The following is a 19434-nucleotide window of genomic DNA, read 5'->3' on the forward strand; positions in this document are numbered from 1 at the left end:
GATTCTGGCCTCCCCGCGGAACCGGAGAAAGGACGGCGCTCACGCGGGGGGCCAATTCGCTGTGGTAATCTCAACGTCGCAGGCGCGGGTTCAATCCCGGTCGTAGGGCGCAGCGGCAAGCAAGCCGAAAGGGCAAGGCCCACCTACTTCAAGACCGAAGAGGGAGCGCCATGCCCAAGCTCGAAACGTACAAGAAGCAAGCGAAACTGCTCGTTCGCTGGCACCGCGACGGGAACTTCTCGATCGGCGGTCGCATCCGACAGCTCGCGCGCTATCGCACGTTGTCCGACCGCGAAGCACTCGCATTGAAGTTTCCCCTCACCGAAGCCCAAGAGATCATCGCCCTCGAAGCGGGCTGCGCCAGCTGGGCCGAACTCAAGGCGAGCACGGAAGCGGCCCCGCCCACCAGCGAGCAGCCGGAGACTCAGGACACGGCAGTCGCGAGCGCCAACCCGGTGCTGTACGTCGCCGACGTCGATGCCTCGGCCACGTTCTATCGGGAGCAGCTCGGCTTCCGGCTCGACTTCTTGCACGGCAACCCGCCGTTCTACGGCTCGGTGTCGCGCGGCGGCGCGACCTTGCACCTGAAGCTCGTAGACGAGCCGGTGTTCGCGGCCGGTGCCGCGGAACGAGAAGGGCTCATCATGGCGTTCGTCGATACGCCGAACGTCCGCGAGCTTTACACGGAATATCTGGCCGCTGACGCCGAGATCGTGCAGAAGCTGACCAAACAAGCGTGGGGCGGCACCGACTTCATCGTGCGCGACCCGGACGGCAACGCGATCGCGTTCGTCGGCTGAGGCTCGACGCGACCGAGGCATGACCGAGGGCTACACCTTCAGTTGGCGGACTGCGGCGAGGGTTGAGAGGGCTGCTTGGGTGGCTTCGTAGCCTTTGTCTTCGCGGCTGTCGGGGAGGCCTGCTCGGTCCAGGGCCTGGGGGTCGTTGTCGCAGGTGAGTACGCCGAAGCCGATGGGGACTCCGGTAGTGACGCCGACCTGCATGAGGCCGTCAGTCGCCGCCTGGCAGACGTACTCGAAGTGCGGGGTGTCGCCCCGGATCACCACGCCGAGGGCGACCACCGCGTCGTACCCGGACTTCGCGGCGTGCAACGACGCGACGGGAAGCTCGAAGGAGCCGGGGACGCGGATGACGGTGTGGTCGGTGACGCCGGAGTCCTCCAGCGCGCGGAGGGCGCCGGCGAGCAGGCCGTCGGTGACCTTCGGGTGCCACTGGGCGGCGACGATCGCGACCCGGGCGTCTTCCACGCGGGTTACCTCGATGGTGGGTGCTCCACTGCCCGACATCAGCCGGCTCCGTTCTCTTCGGTCAGCAGGCCGCCCGGCAGGTGATGGCCCATTCGATCGCGCTTGGTGCGCAGGTACCGCAGGTTGTGCTCGGTCGGGTCGATGGAGATCCCGCGGCGCTCGACCACGTCGATGCCGTACCCCTGCACGCCCGCCAGCTTGTCGGGGTTGTTGGTCAGCAACCGCACTTCCTTGACGCCCAGATCGGCCAGGATCTGCGCACCGGTCCCGTAGTCGCGCGCATCCGCCGGCAACCCGAGGTCCAGGTTCGCGTCCACCGTGTCCCGGCCCGCGTCCTGCAGCTCGTACGCCTGCAGCTTGTGCAGCAACCCGATCCCCCGCCCCTCATGACCGCGCAGGTACACCACGACACCGCCCTCGGCCGCAACCTGCCGCATCGCCTCGTCCAGCTGCGGCCCGCAGTCACACCGCAGCGACCCGAACACGTCGCCGGTCAGGCACTCCGAGTGCAGGCGCGCCAGCGTCGGCCCGTTCCCGATCTCGCCGCGTACCAGTGCGAGCTGCTCCGACCCGTCCACCGTGTTGCGGTAGCCGTGGGCAACGAAGTCGCCGTACTGCGTCGGCAGCATCGTCGTCGCGACCCGCTGGATCTGGGACTCCGTACGGCGCCGGTACCGGATCAGGTCGTCGATCGACACCAGGACCAGCCCGTGCTCGTCCGCGAACGTCCGCAGTTCGAGCCCGCGCTTCATCGTCCCGTCGTCGTTCACCAGCTCCGAGATCACCGCGGCCGGCGTCAACCCAGCCATCCGCGCCAGGTCGATCGACGCCTCGGTGTGGCCGGGACGGACCAGTACGCCGCCCTCGCGACCGCGCAACGGGAACACGTGCCCCGGCTGCACCAGGTCGTACGGCTCCGAGGCCGAGTCGGTCAGCACCCGGATCGTCCGCGCCCGGTCGGCGGCCGAGATCCCGGTGGAGATCCCGTCCCGCGCGTCGACGGAGATCGTGTACGCCGTCCGCATCCGCTCCCGGTTGTGCGGCGTCATCAGCGGGATCCCGAGCCGGTCGAGCTCCGAGCCCTCCATCGGCACGCACACCACGCCGGAGCTGTACCGGATCAGGAACGCCAGCAACTCCGGCGTCGCCTTGGACGCGGCGAAGATCAGGTCGCCCTCGTTCTCGCGGTCCTCGTCGTCGACCACGATCACCGGCCGGCCGGCGCGGATCTCGTCAATCGCATGCTCGATCGTGTCGAGCTTCAGCACGTCACCCATCTAACCCACCACCACCGGCTCAGGAGCTTGGACCCGCTCACGGTTCTGAATCTTCCACCACGACACGAACCCGACGACGCAGAACAGCCCGTACACGATGTACATCGTCGCCGACGGGTAGAACTTCGCCTGCACCAGCAGCGGTACGCCGACCACGTCGACGGCGATCCAGATCAGCCAGAACTCGACGAAGCCACGCGCCATCCCGTACGTCGCCAGGATCGACCCGGTGAGGATCCACGCATCCCACTGCGGGCCCCACGATCCGAGCTCGCGCAGAACGAAGTACGAGATCGCGTACAGGACCACCGCGATACCGCCGAGCTCGAGCCGCTCGCGCGCGGACGCCCAGCGCGGCTGGACGCCCGTGGCGGCGCCGCCGTGGCGGGTCTGGTACCAGCGGTACCACCCGTAGAGGCTGACGATCGCGAAGAACACCTGGCGGCCGGCCTGACCCCAGAGGTCCTTGTCCTGCGGGGTGTCGAAGATCCCGCCGACGAAAACTGTGAACAGCAAGACGTTGCCGACGATGCCGACCGGCCACGCCGACACCAGCCGGCGCATGCCGAACAGTGCGCTGGCCAGACCGAACACGTTGCCGACGATCTCCCGGACCAGGACCTCCGAGCCGGCGATCGTCACCGTCGAGTGCAACAACCAGTCGATCGGGTTCACCGCACGCCTCCGTTGTCCTTCACGATGTCGTCCTTCAGGATGTTGTCCTTCACGTTGCCTGCGGCAAGAAGTCTTTCGACGTACTTCGCGATCACGTCGACCTCGAGGTTGACGGTGTCGCCGACCTTGTTACCGCCCAGCACGGTCAGCTCCAGCGTGGTCGGGATCAGGCTGACCCCGAACGTGCCGGACGCGTCGTCGACATCGGTCACGGTCAGCGAGACACCATCGATCGCGATCGAGCCCTTCTCGGCGACGTACTTGAGGATCTCCGGGGACGTCGCGATCCGGACGTCCTCCCAGTGCTCCCCCGGCGTCCGGCCGGCGATCGTGCCGGTGCCGTCGACGTGGCCCTGGACGATGTGCCCGCCGAGCCGCTCGTGCGCGGCGACGGCCCGCTCGAGGTTGACCGGGGAGCCCTTCTGCAGACCGCCGAGGCTGGTCCGCTGCAGCGTCTCGCGCATCACGTCCGCGGTGAACGTGCCGCCGCCGTACTCCACCACCGTCAGGCAACAGCCGTTGACCGCGATCGAGTCGCCGTGGTCGGCGTCCTCGGTCACCTTCGGGCCGCGAATGGTGAGCCGCGCGGAGTCGCCATCGAGCAGGTCCAGGGACTCGACGGTGCCGAGTTCTTCGATGATGCCGGTGAACATCTACTTTCCTCCCAGAGGAACCAGGGTCAGCCGGACGTCGTCGCCCAGGCGGGTGACGTCCGCTAGCTTGAACCGCCGCAGGTGGTCGATCGATTCCGCGCCGAGGTCGCCGACCGCGGCGTACCCGGAACCGAGCACGGCCGGGGCGACGTACGCGACGATCTGGTCGACCAGGCCGGCGCGCAGGAACGCGGCGGCCAGGGTCGGGCCGCCTTCGAGCCAGAGGTGCCGGATCTGCTGGTCGTCCAGCTGCCGGAGCACCTCGGCGGGATCGTGGGTCGGCAGCAGCAACGTCTCCGCGCGGTCGTTGCGGACCCGCGCGGTGGGTGGGATCTCACGGTCGCCGACGACCACCCGCAGCGGCTGCCGCGCCGCGGGTACGTCGTTCTCGTCGCGGACCGTCAGCTCGGGGTCGTCGTCCAGCACCGTCTGGGTGCCGACGGCAATCGCATCGCACTCGGCCCGCTGCCGGTGGACGTCGGCGCGCGCGATCGGACCGGTGATCCACTTACTGGTCCGGTCCGGGGCCGCGGACCGTCCGTCGAGCGTGGTCGCGAACTTCCAGGTGACGAACGGCCGCCCCGTCCGGACACTGTGCAACCAGACGTAGTTGACCGCTTCGGCCTCGGTCTGCAGGACGCCCTGCACGACGTCGATGTTCTTGTTCCGCAGCTTGGCGGCGCCACCGGAAGCAGTCCGGTTCGGATCGGGTACGGCGTACACGACGCGCGCGACCTCGGCCTCGATCAGCGCGTCCGCGCACGGACCGGTCCGGCCGGTGTGGTTGCACGGCTCGAGCGTGACGTACGCCGTACCGCCGCGGGCTCGTGCTCCGGCCATCCGGAGCGCCTCGACCTCCGCATGCGGGCCGCCTGCAACGGCGTGGAAGCCCTCGCCCACCGGATGCCCGTCGCGGCCGGTGATCACGCACCCGACAACCGGATTCGGATGGGTGCTGCCGGTACCTTTCGCAGCCAACTCGACAGCACGCCGCATCCAGGCGATGTCGATCGGCGACGCGTCGTTCACTTCTCGGGCCCCTCGTCGTCACGGACGCACTCCGGGGCCTCGACCGGCACGTCTGCTCCGTCGCCCTACCGTCCGGACCACTGGTCCGGCCCGGTCTCGCGGTCCGTCACCGGACCTCTCGCCGCCGCGTCCCGTGGGCTGTGCAGTCCACGCTCCGCGCCGTCGGGCGCCAGAGCACACCCGCCGACCGCGTGCGCCTCCCATCCGGACTTTCACCGTCGGTCCTGGAATTCCACCAGGTCAACCGATCGCCAAACCGCAGCGACCGGGTCGCGGACTGTTACCGCCGGCTCGGAATTACACCGACCCCGGAGCACGCGAGTGGGTTCACTCGTGCTTCAAGTATGCCCCTCCCCGCAACCCACACCACGACCCAGGTCACATCGTGAGCCGTCCCCGGACCCAAGTGCCACGCGGCGGGGGCGGTGAACAAGGTATTTCCTGTTCACCGCCCCCGCGGGGTGACACCTGGGTGCGCTCGGCCGCGCTGCGGAGCTCGGTCGGGCAGTCCTCGGACCCTGTACCTTCTTGCCGGTGGAGGCGTTTGCTGGGCGGTATCGGCTGATCGACCTGATCGGAACCGGCGGGATGGGTTCGGTCTGGCGCGCCTGGGACCTGCGGCGCTCGGCCTACGTCGCGGCCAAGGTTCTCGGCCAGCACGACGCCGGCACGCTGCTGCGCTTCGTCCGGGAGCAGTCGCTGCGGATCCAGCACCCGCACGTCGTCGCCCCGCACGGCTGGGCCGCGGATGACGACAAGGTCGTGTTCGCGATGGACCTGGTCCGCGGCGGCTCGGCCGCCACCCTCCTCGGCGATCACGGGCCGCTCCCGCCGACGTACGTCGCCGTACTGCTCGACCAGCTCCTGCATGCCCTGTCCGCTGTGCACGCGGCGGGTGTCGTGCACCGCGATCTCAAACCCGCGAACCTGCTCCTCGACGCGACCGGCACCGGCCGTCCCCATCTGCGCCTCTCGGACTTCGGTGTCGCCGGCCTGATCGACGAGCCGCGGATGACGCGGAACAGCACGATCCTCGGCACCCCCGGCTACCTCGCCCCCGAGCAACTGTCCGGCGCCGACCCCGACCCCCGCCAGGACCTGTACGCCGTCGGCGCCGTCGCCCACGAACTCATCACCGGCGACCGCCCCACCCCCACCGGCCCCCTCGCACCCGCGGCCGGCCCGTTAGCCGCCTTCATCCACACCTGTACGGCGACCAACCCCTCAGACCGCCCCGCCACAGCCCACGCCGCCGCCCGCCTCCTGTCCGAATCCGGCGCCCTCCCACCCGCGGGCACCCTCCCCTGGACCACCCACCCCGACGCCCCCGAAGTCTTCGACCAACTCCCACCGCTCCCACCCACCTGGACCCCCACCGGCCCAGCCCACCCCCCAACACCCCCTCAGCCCGCCAGCTCAGTCGCCCCCGCCAGCTCAGTCGGCCCCGCCAACTCCACCCGGTCAGGCAGGTCCACCCAGCCTCTCGGGGCGGTCGGGTCCGTCCAGCTCACCGGAACCACCGAGCCCGCCGGAACCAGCCGATCCACCGGTCCTGCCCAACCCGGCGGGCCCACCGGTCCTCCCCAACCCAGTGAGACGGAGCGGTCGGTAGAGGGGTCGCGGCGAGGGCTGGTGTGGTTGGCGGTCGTTAGTTTTGTGGCGGCTGCGGGGCTGATCGGCAGTGCTGTCTGGATCTTGGTGCGCTGAAACCACGAAGCCCGGGATACGGATCGCATCCCGGGCTTCTGATGGTTACCGCGGCCCCTGTGGGCCACCCCAGTTGTTCGACTGCGGCCACTGCGCGGCAGCCGGCTTCTTCCGCAACCGCGCGACGATCAACCCACCGATCAGCAGGAGCAACACACCACCCCCACCAAGCCCAGCGACCAACGCCACCGGCGTCCCGTCATCCGAGTCGGCGCGCCCCTGCACCGGACCACCGGCCTGGTTCTTGTCCCCGGAGTCCCCCGGCTCCGACGGCGTCGAACTCGGCGTCGTGCTCGGTGTCTCGGTCGGCGAAGGTGTCACGGACTCACCCGACACCGGCGTCGCGCCGTCGACGTACTCCGGCTTGCCCGCCCCCGCCGTACCGACCACGCCGACCGTGAGGTTCAGCGGGATCGTGAACGCCTTGTCGTTGGCCTTCCGGGTCAGCGACACAGCCAGGTAGTACTCGCCGGGCGTCGACGTGCCGGTGTCCTGGTTGTTCGCCCCGTTGCGGTTCAGGTACCGGATCTCCTTGGTGGTAAGCCCCTTCACCAGCCCGCGCTTGGTCAGCACAGCCTTCGTGTACGAGCCGCCTGGCACGTTCTTGGCGAAGATCGCGAACACGTCCTCACCGGTCGGCGAGATCAGCGCAGTATCGAGATACCGGATCCCGTCAAGGGCGTCGGCTGCGGCGCCCGCCATCTCCGGGACCGTCATCTGCGCCTGGATCCGCTGGCCCCAGTCGGCCTTCACCCGGTACAGCTGGAGCTCGCCCGGCATCAGCGTCGTCTTGTAGGTGCCCGGCTGCAGCAGCGGCGCGTCCGGGAAGCTGGAGCCGGGCACGATCTCCCGCGGCGTCGACCCGGACATCGGCGTCCAGACCGGGTCGGCGGCCGCCGCCGGCAGGTTCGCGATCGAGTCGACCGGCGGCTCCTCGTCGACCCGCAGCTCGTACGGCACGCCCTTGAGCTGCAGATAGTTCTTCCCCGGGTTCACGGTGAGCACCAGCTGATCGGAGTCGGCGCATTCGTCGTTCTTCTTCTCGTACTTCGACCAACTGGCAGCCGTACCGGTCGCCAGCCCCTGATCTCCGTCGAACCCGCGCGGGTAGCTCCAGCCGCACTGCTCACCGGCGAGCGTGTTGAGCCGCACCTCGGACTGGATCACGAAGCTGCCACCGGCCGGACGCCGGAAGCTCACCCCGGCGCGCAGCGTCGAACCCTTCATGGTCCGCTTGATCAGGTAGTGCTTCGAGGTGTTGTCCACACCGAACGTGTCGGAGTAGTGGCCCGGGGCAAGCACCGGTGCGCCTTCCTGCTGCGGCGCGCCGTGCACCGGCGTACCGGAGATCCGGAACGGGCGGAAGGCTCGGGTCGACAACCTGCCCAGACCAGCCTCGAGGTCGACGGTCGAGTCGGCGTCGTAGTAGTCACCGCGCCCCTCGCGAGCCACACACTGCAGCTGCGTGCGAGCCTTCCCCCCGACCCGGAAGCCGACCACGTCGATCTTCAGATCGATGCCCTGCTGGGCGATCGAACGCGCTACCGCGCACGGCTCCGGCGCACAGGTCGCCTCGCCGTCGGAGACCAGCACGATCGTGCGCTGACCGACCGGGCCGAGATCCTTCGCGGCCTGCTGGAGGGCGTAGCCGATCGGAGTCTCGCCGTACGGCTTGTACTTGGCGATCGCCGTCTGCAGCTGCGGCCGGTTGGCGGTCCCGATCGGGACGGTCAGCTGGGTGTCGGTGCAGGCGCCCGCCTGGGTGCGTTTGAACACAGTGGCGCCGTAGACCCGGAGGCCGACCTCGGCCGCCTCGGGGAGTTTGGTCACCACACTCGACAGGGCCGTCCGGGCGGCGGCGATCTTGGTGTGTCCGTCGCCGGCCGGCTCCGCCATCGAGCCGGACGAGTCGAGGACCAGCACGAGCTTGCCGCCGCTCGGAGCAGGGTCCGCGAGCGCAGCTGGGGCGGTCAGGCCACCCAGGACCGCGGCCAGCGTGACCGCTATGAGCGCCCACACCACGGGCCGGCGGCGGTGTGCCTGGTGAGTCGTCATCGTTTCCTCCGGTGAGATTCGCTGCCGCAAACTTTTGCAGTTTGCTATCGCAAATGTCAAGTCGGTTTCAGGCTGGAATTTCGAGTTCGCAAGTGCGAAGATCTTTGCATGGAGCAGACGGCACACAATCTGCAGCAGCAGGTCGACCTGTACGGCGAGCCGCTGGGCGAGGTGGTACGGCGGATCACCGGAGGGCTCGGCCTGACCCAGGGTGGGCTCGCCCAGGTCATCGGCTTGTCCGCGCCCATGCTCTCGCAGCTGGTCAGCGCGCAGCGGGTGAAGATCGGCAATCCCGCGGTGGTGTCGCGCCTGCGGGCTGTGTCCGAGCTCACCGACCTGGCCGTGGCGGGCGGGATCGAGCCGGAGCACATCGCCCACGAGCTGGACGAGATCCGCGCCGCCACCGGCGCCTACACCCGGCCGACCACAGCACACCTGGCCCGGTCGGCCACGCCCGGTCAGCCCACCGGACATGCCTCAGGACAGCCCGCCGGTCCGCCGGAGCGTTTCCTGCGACCCACTACCTACCCCGGCGAACTGCCCCCGTCACCGTCCGCGCGAAGCGTCGTACGGGAGATCCAGGACCTGTTCCGCGCCGTCGCTTCGGCCGAGGAGATCCAACGAGCAGCGGCTGCCGTGGACTCGCCGGCGATCGCCGAGTTGCTGCTTGCCTACGGCACCGGCAGAACGGCGGATGCACTGGCGCACTACGAGCAGCACCACGGTTGATATAGCACAACCCGAGTAGACATTCGGCGCTGTCTCACGCTTCGTCAGCACGGAATGCGCGTCGCGCGGCTGGTGTTGGCTTGCTTCGGCGGGGCGAACCGTCCTGCCTTCGTTGACGTTGTGAGGAGACAGTTGTGCGCGCGTTCGGCGCTTTTCGGCGGGTTGTCGCAGTGGTCGGGGTCATCACCTTGGCGAGTGCGATGGTTGCCTGTGGCAGCAATCAGGACGATTCCACGGCGGACGGCCAGGATCTGGGGCTGATGACGGCGGGGACGCTGCGGATCGGGACCCTGACCGACGCGCCGCCGAACGTCTACGTGAAGGACGGGAAGTTCACCGGCTTCGACAACGACCTGATCACCGCGGTCGCGGCCAAGCTGAACCTGAAGCCGGAGTTCGTCGGGACCGACTTCTCCGCGCTGCTGTCGCAGGTGAACGGCGGCCAGTTCGACCTCGGCAGCTCGTCGATCACGGTCACCGAGGCCCGCAAGAAGACGGTTGCGTTCAGCAACGGGTACGACTTCGGCTACCTCGGCCTGAACACCACCAAGAGCTCCGGGATCACGTCGTTCGACCAGCTCACCGGCAAGCGCGTCGTGGTCGTCCAGGGCACCGTCCAGGACGACTACGCGACGCAGAAGAACCTGAACCCGGTCCGCGTCCCGAACTACAACGCCGCGCTCGGCCAACTCAAGGCCGGTACGGCGGACGCCTGGGTGAGCCCGGCCGAGATCGGCGAGAAGATGGCGAAGGAGCAGGGCGGCGGAACGGTGATCCTGGCCGCGAAGGAGCTCAGTGACGCGCCGATGGCGTTCGCGGTGGCGAAGAGCAACGACAAGCTCCGCGAGGCCGTGAACAAGGCGCTCGACGAGGTGATCGCCGACGGCACCTGGACCAAGCTGGTCGAGCAGTACTACCCGGGTCGCGCCGTACCGGCGAACTTCAAGCCGGGCAGCGGATCGGTCAAGTTCACGGCTCCCAAAGCCTGATGGACATCTGGTCCACCCTGAGCGACACCTTCCTCGACTGGGAGTCGATGAAGGCGGTCCTGCCCGAGATGCTGAAGGTGGGACTGGTCAACACCTTGATTCTGGCGGCCGCCTCGGTCGTGCTGGGCACTCTGCTCGGCATGATCGTGGCGGTCCTCGCCCTATCCAGCAAACGCTGGCTGCGCTGGCCGGCGAAAATCTACACGGACATTTTCCGCGGCCTGCCCGCGATCCTGACCATCCTGCTGATCGGCCAGGGGCTGTCCCCGATCACGCGGCACTGGTGGGGCCCGAACCCGTACCCGCTCGGCGTCCTCGCGCTCTCGCTGATCGCCGCCGCGTACATCGGCGAGATCTTCCGTTCCGGCATCCAGAGCGTGGAGAAGGGTCAGCTCGAGGCCGCCCGCGCGCTCGGCTTCAGCTACACCAGCGGCATGCGGCTCGTCGTCATCCCGCAAGGGGTACGGCGGGTGCTGCCGGCGCTGGTGAACCAGTTCATCGCGCTCGTGAAGGAGTCGAGCCTCGTCTACTTCCTCGGCCTACTGGCGAGCCAGCGCGAACTGTTCCGGATCGGGCAGGACGCAGCCGCGACCAACGGCAACCTGTCCCCGTTGCTGCTTGCGGGCATCTTCTACCTGGTGATCACCGTCCCGCTGACGCACTTGGTGAACCACTTCGACAAGCGGCTGCGAGAAGGACGGCCGGTCGAGTCGGAGGACATAGAACTGAAGGAGCTCGCGCATGCAAACCGTTGAGGCAGCCAGCCTGGAGGTGAGCGGTGTCGAGCTCGCGTTCGGCAGCAACAAGGTGCTCCGGGGCGTCGATCTCGTCGTACCCGCCGGGCAGACCGCGTGCGTGATCGGCCCGTCGGGCTCCGGGAAGTCGACGCTGCTGCGTGCGATCAACCGCCTGCTCGAACCGGATGCGGGTGATGTGAAGCTCGGCGGCGAGTCGGTACTGCGGGGCGATGCCGACGTACTGCGACGGCGCATCGGCATGGTGTTCCAGCACTTCAACCTGTTCCCGCACAAGAGCGTGCTCGACAACATCACGCTCCCGCTGCGCAAGATCAAGAAACTCGACGCCGAGGCCGCCCAGGCCGCGGCCCGGGCGCAGCTCGAGCTGGTCGGCCTTGCCCACAAGGCTGGAGCGCGGCCCGGGAACCTGTCCGGCGGTCAGCAGCAGCGGGTCGCGATCGCGCGGGCGCTGGCGATGCAGCCCGAGGTCATGCTGTTCGACGAGGCGACGTCGGCGCTCGACCCCGAGCTGGTCAAGGGCGTGCTGGCCCTGATGGCGGATCTCGCCGAGGCCGGGATGACGATGGTTGTGGTCACCCACGAAATGGGGTTCGCTCGCGAGGTCGCCGACCAGGTCGCCTTCATGGACCACGGCGTCGTGGTCGAGTCCGGCGTACCCGAGCAAATCTTCGACGCGGCCGACTCGCCGAGGCTGCGGCAGTTCCTGTCCCAGGTGCTTTGAGACAGTCCAGCCCTGGCAGAAAGGACTGCCAGGGCGCACGATGGAAGGTGGTCCCGCTCTGGGGCTGAGCTACACCTGGGGGTAGCCATGTCGTTCTTCCATCGTTCACCGGCCGCGACTCGCCGACTCACGATCGCAGCAGTCGCCGTCGGATTGATCACCACATCCGGGCTCGTGGCAACCGCCACGCCCCGGACCAACACAACCAGCACGGTCAGCACGACCAGCACGGTGGCGGCCGCGCCTGCCCGTGCCAAGTACGTCTATCTCACCTTCGACGACGGCCCGAGTACGCCGTACACCGCGCAGATACTGAAGATTCTTCGGGCTTACGGGGCACGGGCAACCTTCTTCGAGATCGGCCGGAATGTCGCGCGCTACCCGTACTTGACCCGCCGCGTCTACCAAATGGGCAACAGCGTGCAGAACCACACCTGGTCGCACCCGGATCTGCGGCACGTGTCCTCGTCAGCATTCAGGACCCAGGTCCAGAAGACGGACCGGTACATCCGGGTCCAGACGGGGTACACCCCACGCTGTCTCCGGCCGCCGTACGGCGCGACGAACAAACTGGTCCGCCGACGGGCCGCCGCACTCGGCAAGCAGATCCGCTTGTGGACCATCGACACCCGCGACTGGTCCCGCCCCGGAACGTCGGTGATCGTGCGCCGTGCACTGGCGAAGGTGCACACCGGCTCGGTGATCCTGATGCACGACGGCGGCGGCAATCGCAGCCAGACGGTCGCCGCGCTGCCGAAGATCCTGCGGACCCTGAAGGCCAGGGGCTACAGCTTCACCACCATGTCCTGCACCTGACCCTTGGCGCGGTTACGTCAATTCCTGGCACAAGTGCCTTAGCGTGGGCCCCGAGGATTCAGTGAGGACGTGAACCACCCACCGCCCTGGGGGGACAATGGACGTTCGCTTGACGCGCGCGGGGAACCGGGCCGTCGGCCTGGCGATGATGATGCTGGTGAGCGCGGTGATCGGTACGGTCGTGGTCGCATCCGCGAGGTCACCGGCCAAACCAGTCACGCCCACGCCGCCCACGCCGGCCGCGACAGCACCGGTCACGCCGACGAAAACCCCGCTGCCGGTCAAGTACGTCGTACTGACGTTCGACGACGGGCCCGATGTCGAGTACACCCCGAAGGTGCTCGACATCCTCGCGCAGTACGGCGCCAAGGCGACGTTCTTCGAGGTCGGGCAGAACGTCCGGAAGCATCCCGAGCTGACCAAGCGGATCCACGAATCCGGTCACAGCGTTCAGAACCACACCTGGACGCACGCCGACCTCCGCCACCTCAGCGCGGCCGCGTTCCGGCAGCAGGTGACGTCGACGGACCAGGCCATCCGGGCTCAGATCGGCAGTACGCCGGCCTGTCTGCGACCGCCGTACGGCGGTGTGAACCCGACCGTCCGGCAACGGGCGAAGGCGCTCGGCAAGGACCTCGTGGTGTGGACCGTGGACTCGCGGGACTGGACCAAACCCGGTACGACGGCGATCGTGCAGCGCGTGCTGAAGAACGTGCACAGCGGTTCGGTGATCCTGATGCACGACGGCGGCGGCAACCGCGCCCAGACCGTGGCGGCACTGCCCACGATCCTCAAGAACCTCAAGGCCCAGGGCTACGGCTTCCGTGTGCTGACCTGCTAGGACAGGGCGGTCACCAGCGGTACGACGTCGGCGATCGACTGGACCACGCGGGTCGGGCGGTACGGGAAGCGCTCGACCTCGTGCTCGCCGGTCGATCCGGACAGCACGAGCACGCTCCGCAGACCCGCCTCGAGACCGCTGATGATGTCGGTGTCCATCCGGTCACCGATCATCACGGTGGTTTCGGAGTGCCCCTCGATCCGGTTCAGCGCGCTGCGCATCATCAGCGGGTTCGGCTTGCCGACGAAGTACGGCGCCACGCCCGTGGCCCGGGTGATCAGCGCGGCCACCGAGCCGGTCGCCGGCAGCGGACCCTCCTGTGACGGGCCGGTCGGGTCCGGGTTGGTCGCGATGAACCGGGCGCCTTCGGCGATCAGCCGGATCGCCTTGGTGATTGCCTCGAACGAGTACGTCCGCGTCTCGCCGAGGACGACATAGTCCGGGTCGCGCTCGGTGAGCACGTACCCGATCTCGTGCAGCGCGGTGGTCAGCCCCGCCTCGCCGATCACGTACGCCGTCCCGCGCGGGCGCTGGTCGTCGAGGAACTGCGCGGTGGCGAGCGCGCTGGTCCAGATCGACCGCTCCGGGATGTCGATGCCCGCGGCAAGCAGGCGGGCGCGGAGGTCGCGCGGGGTGAAGATCGAGTTGTTCGTGAGGACCAGGAACTTCTTGCCGGACGCCTGCAGCGCAGCGATGAACTCGCTGGCTCCGGGAATGGCGCGCTCCTCGTGCACCAGCACGCCGTCCATGTCGGTCAGCCAGGTATCCACCGGTTTGTGCTCGCTCACCCGCTCATCGTAGAGGCCTGACCGGCTGGCGCACGGAAACTGTCGGCGGCGGGGGCAAGAATGCGGGCATGGATTTGGCCGGGTACCGCGAGTTGTGGCGAGCGCACGGTGTGATGACGCTGCTGGTGTCTTCGCTGCTCGCCCGGCTGCCCATGCTCGCGACCATGGTGCCGATCGCGTTCCTCGCCAAGGACGCGAGCGGCTCGTTCCGGTGGGCAGGCGTCGTCGCAGGCGCCTACTCGGTCGGCACGGCAGCGGCAGGACCGCTCTGGTCGCGCACGGCCGACCGGCGCGGGCCTCGTGGCGTGCTGCTCGCGACCGGGATCGCCTGGAGTCTGGCGCTGTTCACGATCGCCCTCCTGCCGACCGGCCTGCATCGGTTGCTGCCGCTGCTGGCCTTGATCGCTGGCGCCCTGGTGCCGCCGGTCATGCAGACGTTGCGAGCCGCGTGGCCGCGGGTCGTCTCGGGCCCGGCGCTGCGGACGGCGTACTCGGTGGATGCGACGGCGCAGGAGCTGTTGTTCATGGTCGGGCCGATGCTCGGGGCAACCGCGGTGAGCGTGGCGAGCCCGCGCGTCGGCGTACTGCTCGCAGCCGTGATGTCAGCCGTCTTCATCTGGTGGTATGCGCTCCGACAACCCGAGCCGCTCCCCCGCGACCAGCACACCACAGTGCCGCTGACCGCACGGCAGTTGCTCTGGCATCGGCACCGCTTGCCGCTGATCCTCGCGTTCGGCCTCTGGGTCATGTCGTTCAACGGGATCTCGCTGGCCATCGTCGCGTTCGCCGACGACCACGGTCAGCGGCTGATCGCCGGGATCTTCGAGGCCGTCTGGGCGTTCGGCAGCCTGGTCGGCGGCGCTGTCGCGGGCGCATTGCCCGGCCGGCGTACGTCGTACCTGTGGCGGCGGGCTGCTCTCGTCGCGGTCGGGATGCTGCTGTGCGTGTTCGCGACCTGGTCGTCGGTGTCGCTGGGGATCGCGTTGACGGTGTCGGGGCTGACGTTGGCGCCGGCGATCGGTGCGCTGTACGGGCGGCTGGGTTCGTTGACGCCGGACGTCGCGCGAACCGAGGTGTTCGGGTGGATGGGCAGCGCGGCGACCGGCGGTGCGGCGATCGGTGCCGCGGTGGCGGGGGCGGTGATCGAAGGCTTCGGCGTGCGGTACGTGTGGCTGATGGCGGCCTTGCTCGCGGTGGTGTCGACGGTGGTGCTGCTGCGGGTGCCGCCGGAGGTCGAGCCGGAGCCGAGTGGCCCTGACTTACCGGCCGGCGGACTGCTCGGCGAGACCGCGTAGCTGCTCGACCATCGCGTTCGGGTCGTCGGCGGCGTACACGGCCGAGCCGGCCACGAACACGTCGGCGCCGGCCTCGGCGCAGCGCTCGATGGTGTCGGCCGAGACACCGCCGTCGATCTCGATCCACAGGTCGAGGCCGTGCTTGTCGAGCAGTTGGCGGGTGCGGCGGATCTTGGGTACGCACACGTCGAGGAACTTCTGGCCGCCGAAGCCGGGCTCGACGGTCATGATCAGGATCATGTCGAGCTCGCCCAGCAGGTCCTCGTACGGCTCGATCGGGGTTGCGGGCTTGAGTGCCATCGCGGCCCGTGCGCCCTTGGCCCGGATCTCCCGCGCGGTCCGGATCGGCGCCCGGCAGGCCTCGATGTGGAACGTGACACTCGACGCGCCGGCCTCGACGTACCCGGGCGCCCAGCGGTCCGGGTCCTCGATCATCAGGTGACAGTCGAGCGGCATGTCGGTCGCCTTGGCCAGCGACTCGACCACCGGCATCCCGAGGGTCAGATTCGGCACGAAGTGGTTGTCCATCACGTCGACATGCAGCCAGTCCGCATTCGACACAGCAGTCGCCTCTTCTGACAGCCGCGCGAAGTCGGCGGCCAGGATGCTCGGCGCGATCTGAATCCCCATGGCGTCAATCTATCGACCCACCCACCGGCGCCCGTCAGGTGGTGAGCTCAGCGGCGAGTACCTCACGGAGGGTCGTGGTCGGGCGGCCGAGGAGCGTGGGCAGTGTGGGGTCGACGACGGCGAACTCACCGCGCCGGGCGGCCGCGAAGATGCCCAGCGTCAGGTCGACCAGGAACTCCGGCATCCCACGGCCGAGCGCCGCGCGTTTCCACTCCTCGTCCGGCACCGTGACCCGGGTGATCTTCCGCCCGACCAGGTCCGAGGCGATCGCGGCGATGTCCGCGTAGTCGAGCAGCTCCGGCCCGGTCAGCGCCGGCGTGATGCCGTCAAGGCGCCCCGGCTCGGTGAGCGCGACCACCGCCGCGTCGGCCAGATCCCGGTGCGCTGTCCAGGAGAACGGCCCGTCCTCCGGCAGGATCAGCTCCCCCGTCTCCAGCGCGGACCGGAGCAGGAAGACCGGCGTACTCGCGTAGAAACCGTTGCGGAGCGCCGTGAACGGTACGCCGGAATCGGCAAGATCCTGTTCCGTCGCAGCGTGGCCCCGGGTCGCGAGGAACAGTGAGTCCAGGTTCGCGGCCTGGTGGCTGGTGTAGAGGATGCGCTCGGCGCCGACGGTCTTGGCCGTGTCGATCGCGACGTGGTGCGGCTCCGGGTCGGCCGGGCCCGAGACGATCAGCACCTGGGTGGCGCCCTCGAATGCGTGCGCGAGCGAGTCCTGGTCGCCGAAGTCTCCGCGCCGTACCCGGACACCTCGGGCGGCAAGGTCTGCAGCCTTCTCAGGGTCACGCACGCTGACGCCGAGTTGGTCGGTGGGGAGATGGTCGGCGAGGCGGTCGACGACAGCCCGGCCGAGGCGGCCGGTCGCTCCGGTGACAATGATCATGCACAGCTCCTCGTTATCAGTGGATACAGCTTGACGCTATCACTGTTAACACGGCGAGCCAACCGCTACGGTTGGCGCGTGGAGGAGCTCCAAACCAACGACACGACCACTAGCAGCGACGGCGTAAGTGGGCGGGATCGGATGCGGGCGCACATCGTCGAGGTCGCTGCTGGGCTGCTCGCGACGGGTGGGCGGGACGCTGTGTCGACGCGGGCGGTCGCGGCCGCGGCGGGTACGCAGGCGCCAACGATCTACCGGCTGTTCGGCGACAAGGACGGGCTGCTCGCGGCGGTGCTGGAGTACGGGTTCTCGACGTACCTCGCGGACAAACCACCGCTCGATCCGACGGCAGACCCGATCACGGACCTCCGCGCGGGGTGGGACCTGCACATCGGGTTCGGGCTGGCGAACCCGGCACTCTTCCTGCTGATGTACGCCGACACGCAGCCGGGCCGGCGCCCCGCGGCGGCCGAGGCCGGGCTGGCGATCCTGCGAACCCGGATCCGCAACATCGCAGCCGCCGGACGGTTGCGCGTCGACGAGAACCTGGCCGCGGAACTGGTACAGGCAGCCGGGTCAGGCGCCGTACTAGCACTGCTAGCCGTCCCCGAGGAACGCCGGGATCCACGGCTGGCGGACACGATGTTCGACGCCTTGATCGCAGCAATCGCAACAGCACCCGCAGCACACCACGAGACCGCAAACGGCGAGAGCGCGGACGGCAGGGCGCGGGCGGGTGTTGGGCGGAGTGCGGGGGTGGCGACGGCTGCGAATGCACTAAGGGCGCAACTGGCGGAGCTTGAGATGCTGACGGACGGCGAGCGTCACGTACTCGGTGAGTGGCTCGCCCGCATCACCCACTGAACGGCCTCCTCGACCGTCTCGACCACCTCGAGTCCCGCGGGTAGGGGTGGGCGGTGGATCAGGATGACGGGGATCGCGAGGCGACGGGCTGCGGTGAGTTTTGCGGCTGTGGCGGGGCCGCCGCTGTCTTTCGTGACCAGTACGTCGATGTCGTGGTCGCGGAGGATCGTCTCCTCATCGGCCAGCATGAAGGGGCCGCGGGCAAGGATCAGCGCGCACCAGGTGGGACGCGGTTCGGGCGGGTCGACGCACCGAGCGAGCGTCCACAACCCGGTACCAGCGAAGGCCTCGAGCCCCTGCCGACCGATCGTGAGAAACGCGCGCGTGCCGAGTCCCGCCAGCAACTCGGCGGCAGCGGACGTGGTGTCGACCCAATGCCAGTTGTCGTCAGGGTCCGGCACCCAACCAGGTCGCCGCAGCACCAGCAGCGGCGTACCGACCTCGCGCGTCGCAGCAAACGCATTCGCAGTGATGCTCGCCGCGAACGGATGCGTCGCGTCGACCACCGCATCAACCGGATGCTCCCGCAACCAACTAGCAAGCCCTTCTACCCCACCGAACCCACCAACCCGCACCTCACCAACAGGCACCCGAGCATCGGATGTCCGCCCAGCAAGCGACGACACGACCTCAACCCCGCCCCCGACCAGGACTCCCGCAAGCTCGCGAGCCTCCCCCGTCCCGCCGAGCAGCAGAACCTTCATCGACTGCGATCGGCCGAGTAGAGATGACTGTCTCGAAAGGCCGTTGCCGACAGCACCTTTCCCGCGATGATGACAGCGGTACGGCGGACGCCCGCGGACTTCACCTGCTCCGCGATATCGGCGAGCGTGCCGCGCAGGACGACCTCGTCGTCGCGGGAGGCACGCGCGACGACCGCGACCGGGCAGTCCGCGCCGTAGTTCGGGACGAGCTCCTCGACCACACGGTCGATCTGCTGCACAGCAAGATGCAGAACGATCGTCGCCTGACTGGCGCCGAGGGTCGCGAGATCCTCACCAGCCGGCATCGCGCTGGCGCTGCCGCCGATCCGGGTCAGTACGACGGTTTGCCCGACCTCGGGGACCGTCAGCTCACGGCCGAGGGTGGCAGCGGCCGCGGCGTACGCCGGTACGCCGGGCGTCACGTCGTACGGGATCTCGAGGGTGTCGAGGCGGCGCATCTGTTCGGCCATCGCGCTGAAGACGGATGGGTCACCGGAGTGCAGGCGGGCGACGTCGAGGCCGGCGGCGTGCGCGGTGGCGAGTTCGGCGACGATCTCGTCGAGGGTCAGGTTCGCGGTGTCGACCTTGCGGGCGCCGGGCGGGCAGTGGTCGAGTAGCTCGATCGGCACGAGCGCACCGGCGTACAGACAAACGGGCGACGCGGCGATCAAGTCGCGCCCGCGCATGGTGATCAGGTCCGCCGCACCCGGACCGGCGCCGATGAAGTGGACCGTCATGAGTCGAGGCCCGGC

Annotated in this window: 21 protein-coding genes and 1 riboswitch; of the genes, 10 read left to right on the top strand and 11 right to left on the bottom strand. The window is 68.8% G+C overall.

All coding sequences use genetic code 11. From position 1 onward, the window contains the following. Window positions 1-170 precede the first annotated feature (170 nt). On the top strand, window positions 171-800 hold the full coding sequence (locus E0H45_RS00310; protein WP_131334259.1) for a VOC family protein: 630 nt from the start codon (window positions 171-173) through the stop codon (window positions 798-800). A gap of 30 nt (window positions 801-830) precedes the next feature. Here the strand turns inward: E0H45_RS00310 and ribH are convergent, their stop codons facing one another. The 5 genes from ribH to ribD are packed head-to-tail and all read right to left on the bottom strand — an operon-like array spanning window position 831 to window position 4902. Continuing rightward, a complete protein-coding gene (ribH, locus tag E0H45_RS00315) occupies window positions 831-1307 on the bottom strand; it encodes a 6,7-dimethyl-8-ribityllumazine synthase (RefSeq protein ID WP_130383747.1) in 477 nt (158 codons plus the stop codon). Then, window positions 1307-2545, bottom strand: coding sequence for a bifunctional 3,4-dihydroxy-2-butanone-4-phosphate synthase/GTP cyclohydrolase II (locus tag E0H45_RS00320; protein WP_131334260.1), 1239 nt, complete (start codon window positions 2543-2545; stop codon window positions 1307-1309). The genes ribH and E0H45_RS00320 overlap by 1 nt, the downstream gene beginning before the upstream one ends. After that, window positions 2546-3220, bottom strand: coding sequence for a nicotinamide riboside transporter PnuC (gene pnuC, locus E0H45_RS00325; protein WP_131334261.1), 675 nt, complete (start codon window positions 3218-3220; stop codon window positions 2546-2548). After that, a complete protein-coding gene (locus tag E0H45_RS00330) occupies window positions 3217-3873 on the bottom strand; it encodes a riboflavin synthase (protein WP_131334262.1) in 657 nt (218 codons plus the stop codon). Before E0H45_RS00330 ends, pnuC begins: the two co-directional genes overlap by 4 nt. After that, window positions 3874-4902, bottom strand: coding sequence for a bifunctional diaminohydroxyphosphoribosylaminopyrimidine deaminase/5-amino-6-(5-phosphoribosylamino)uracil reductase RibD (ribD, locus tag E0H45_RS00335; protein WP_202872154.1), 1029 nt, complete (start codon window positions 4900-4902; stop codon window positions 3874-3876). It abuts the gene before it with no gap. Between the two features lie 188 nt (window positions 4903-5090). Next, window positions 5091-5222: riboswitch (FMN riboswitch) on the bottom strand. Window positions 5223-5436: 214 nt separating this feature from the next. Here ribD and E0H45_RS00340 point away from each other — a divergent pair. Then, a complete protein-coding gene (locus tag E0H45_RS00340) occupies window positions 5437-6609 on the top strand; it encodes a serine/threonine-protein kinase (protein ID WP_238154712.1) in 1173 nt (390 codons plus the stop codon). Between the two features lie 45 nt (window positions 6610-6654). On the opposite strand, the gene E0H45_RS00345 is transcribed toward E0H45_RS00340, so the two are convergent. Beyond that, on the bottom strand, window positions 6655-8664 hold the full coding sequence (locus E0H45_RS00345; RefSeq protein WP_131334264.1) for a vWA domain-containing protein: 2010 nt from the start codon (window positions 8662-8664) through the stop codon (window positions 6655-6657). Between the two features lie 108 nt (window positions 8665-8772). Here E0H45_RS00345 and E0H45_RS00350 point away from each other — a divergent pair, with 108 nt between their 5' ends. From E0H45_RS00350 to E0H45_RS00375, 6 genes are all read left to right on the top strand, one after another. After that, window positions 8773-9393 carry a DNA-binding protein gene (locus E0H45_RS00350; protein WP_131334265.1) on the top strand — a complete coding sequence of 207 codons (621 nt, stop codon included), beginning with the start codon at window positions 8773-8775 and terminating at the stop codon, window positions 9391-9393. Window positions 9394-9527: 134 nt separating this feature from the next. Beyond that, window positions 9528-10382 (top strand): substrate-binding periplasmic protein, encoded by an 855-nt coding sequence (locus tag E0H45_RS00355; RefSeq protein ID WP_131334266.1) that lies wholly within the window; start codon window positions 9528-9530, stop codon window positions 10380-10382. Next, window positions 10382-11137, top strand: a complete 756-nt coding sequence (locus E0H45_RS00360; protein ID WP_131334267.1) for an amino acid ABC transporter permease — start codon at window positions 10382-10384, stop codon at window positions 11135-11137. Before E0H45_RS00355 ends, E0H45_RS00360 begins: the two co-directional genes overlap by 1 nt. Continuing rightward, window positions 11124-11861, top strand: a complete 738-nt coding sequence (locus E0H45_RS00365; RefSeq protein ID WP_131334268.1) for an amino acid ABC transporter ATP-binding protein — start codon at window positions 11124-11126, stop codon at window positions 11859-11861. The genes E0H45_RS00360 and E0H45_RS00365 overlap by 14 nt, the downstream gene beginning before the upstream one ends. An 87-nt stretch (window positions 11862-11948) precedes the next feature. Further along, the gene (locus E0H45_RS00370) at window positions 11949-12677 is read left to right on the top strand and encodes a polysaccharide deacetylase family protein (RefSeq protein WP_131334269.1); all 729 of its coding nucleotides are present in this window, start codon (window positions 11949-11951) and stop codon (window positions 12675-12677) included. A 97-nt stretch (window positions 12678-12774) separates the two neighbouring features. Further along, window positions 12775-13518, top strand: coding sequence for a polysaccharide deacetylase family protein (locus tag E0H45_RS00375; RefSeq protein WP_238154713.1), 744 nt, complete (start codon window positions 12775-12777; stop codon window positions 13516-13518). On the opposite strand, the gene E0H45_RS00380 is transcribed toward E0H45_RS00375, so the two are convergent. Beyond that, window positions 13515-14267, bottom strand: a complete 753-nt coding sequence (locus tag E0H45_RS00380; protein WP_238154967.1) for an HAD-IIA family hydrolase — start codon at window positions 14265-14267, stop codon at window positions 13515-13517. The two genes, E0H45_RS00375 and E0H45_RS00380, sit on opposite strands and share 4 nt — an antisense overlap. 107 nt (window positions 14268-14374) lie before the next feature. Here E0H45_RS00380 and E0H45_RS00385 point away from each other — a divergent pair, with 107 nt between their 5' ends. After that, on the top strand, window positions 14375-15601 hold the full coding sequence (locus tag E0H45_RS00385; protein WP_131334271.1) for an MFS transporter: 1227 nt from the start codon (window positions 14375-14377) through the stop codon (window positions 15599-15601). Here E0H45_RS00385 and rpe read toward each other — a convergent pair. Continuing rightward, window positions 15566-16231, bottom strand: a complete 666-nt coding sequence (gene rpe, locus E0H45_RS00390; RefSeq protein ID WP_131334272.1) for a ribulose-phosphate 3-epimerase — start codon at window positions 16229-16231, stop codon at window positions 15566-15568. The genes E0H45_RS00385 and rpe overlap by 36 nt on opposite strands. 34 nt (window positions 16232-16265) lie before the next feature. Further along, window positions 16266-17114, bottom strand: coding sequence for an SDR family oxidoreductase (locus E0H45_RS00395; RefSeq protein WP_131334273.1), 849 nt, complete (start codon window positions 17112-17114; stop codon window positions 16266-16268). Window positions 17115-17192: 78 nt separating this feature from the next. On the opposite strand from E0H45_RS00395, the gene E0H45_RS00400 reads away from it, so the two are divergent. Further along, window positions 17193-17978, top strand: coding sequence for a TetR/AcrR family transcriptional regulator (locus tag E0H45_RS00400; protein ID WP_238154714.1), 786 nt, complete (start codon window positions 17193-17195; stop codon window positions 17976-17978). On the opposite strand, the gene E0H45_RS00405 is transcribed toward E0H45_RS00400, so the two are convergent. Continuing rightward, complete coding sequence (locus tag E0H45_RS00405) at window positions 17939-18682, bottom strand: cobalt-precorrin-6A reductase (RefSeq protein ID WP_131334274.1); 744 nt, start codon at window positions 18680-18682, stop codon at window positions 17939-17941. The genes E0H45_RS00400 and E0H45_RS00405 overlap by 40 nt on opposite strands. Continuing rightward, a complete protein-coding gene (cobM, locus tag E0H45_RS00410; protein ID WP_131334275.1) occupies window positions 18679-19419 on the bottom strand; it encodes a precorrin-4 C(11)-methyltransferase in 741 nt (246 codons plus the stop codon). Before cobM ends, E0H45_RS00405 begins: the two co-directional genes overlap by 4 nt. Window positions 19420-19434 lie beyond the last annotated feature (15 nt).

It is taken from the genome of Kribbella soli, assembly GCF_004331345.1.
GTDB lineage: Bacteria > Actinomycetota > Actinomycetes > Propionibacteriales > Kribbellaceae > Kribbella > Kribbella soli.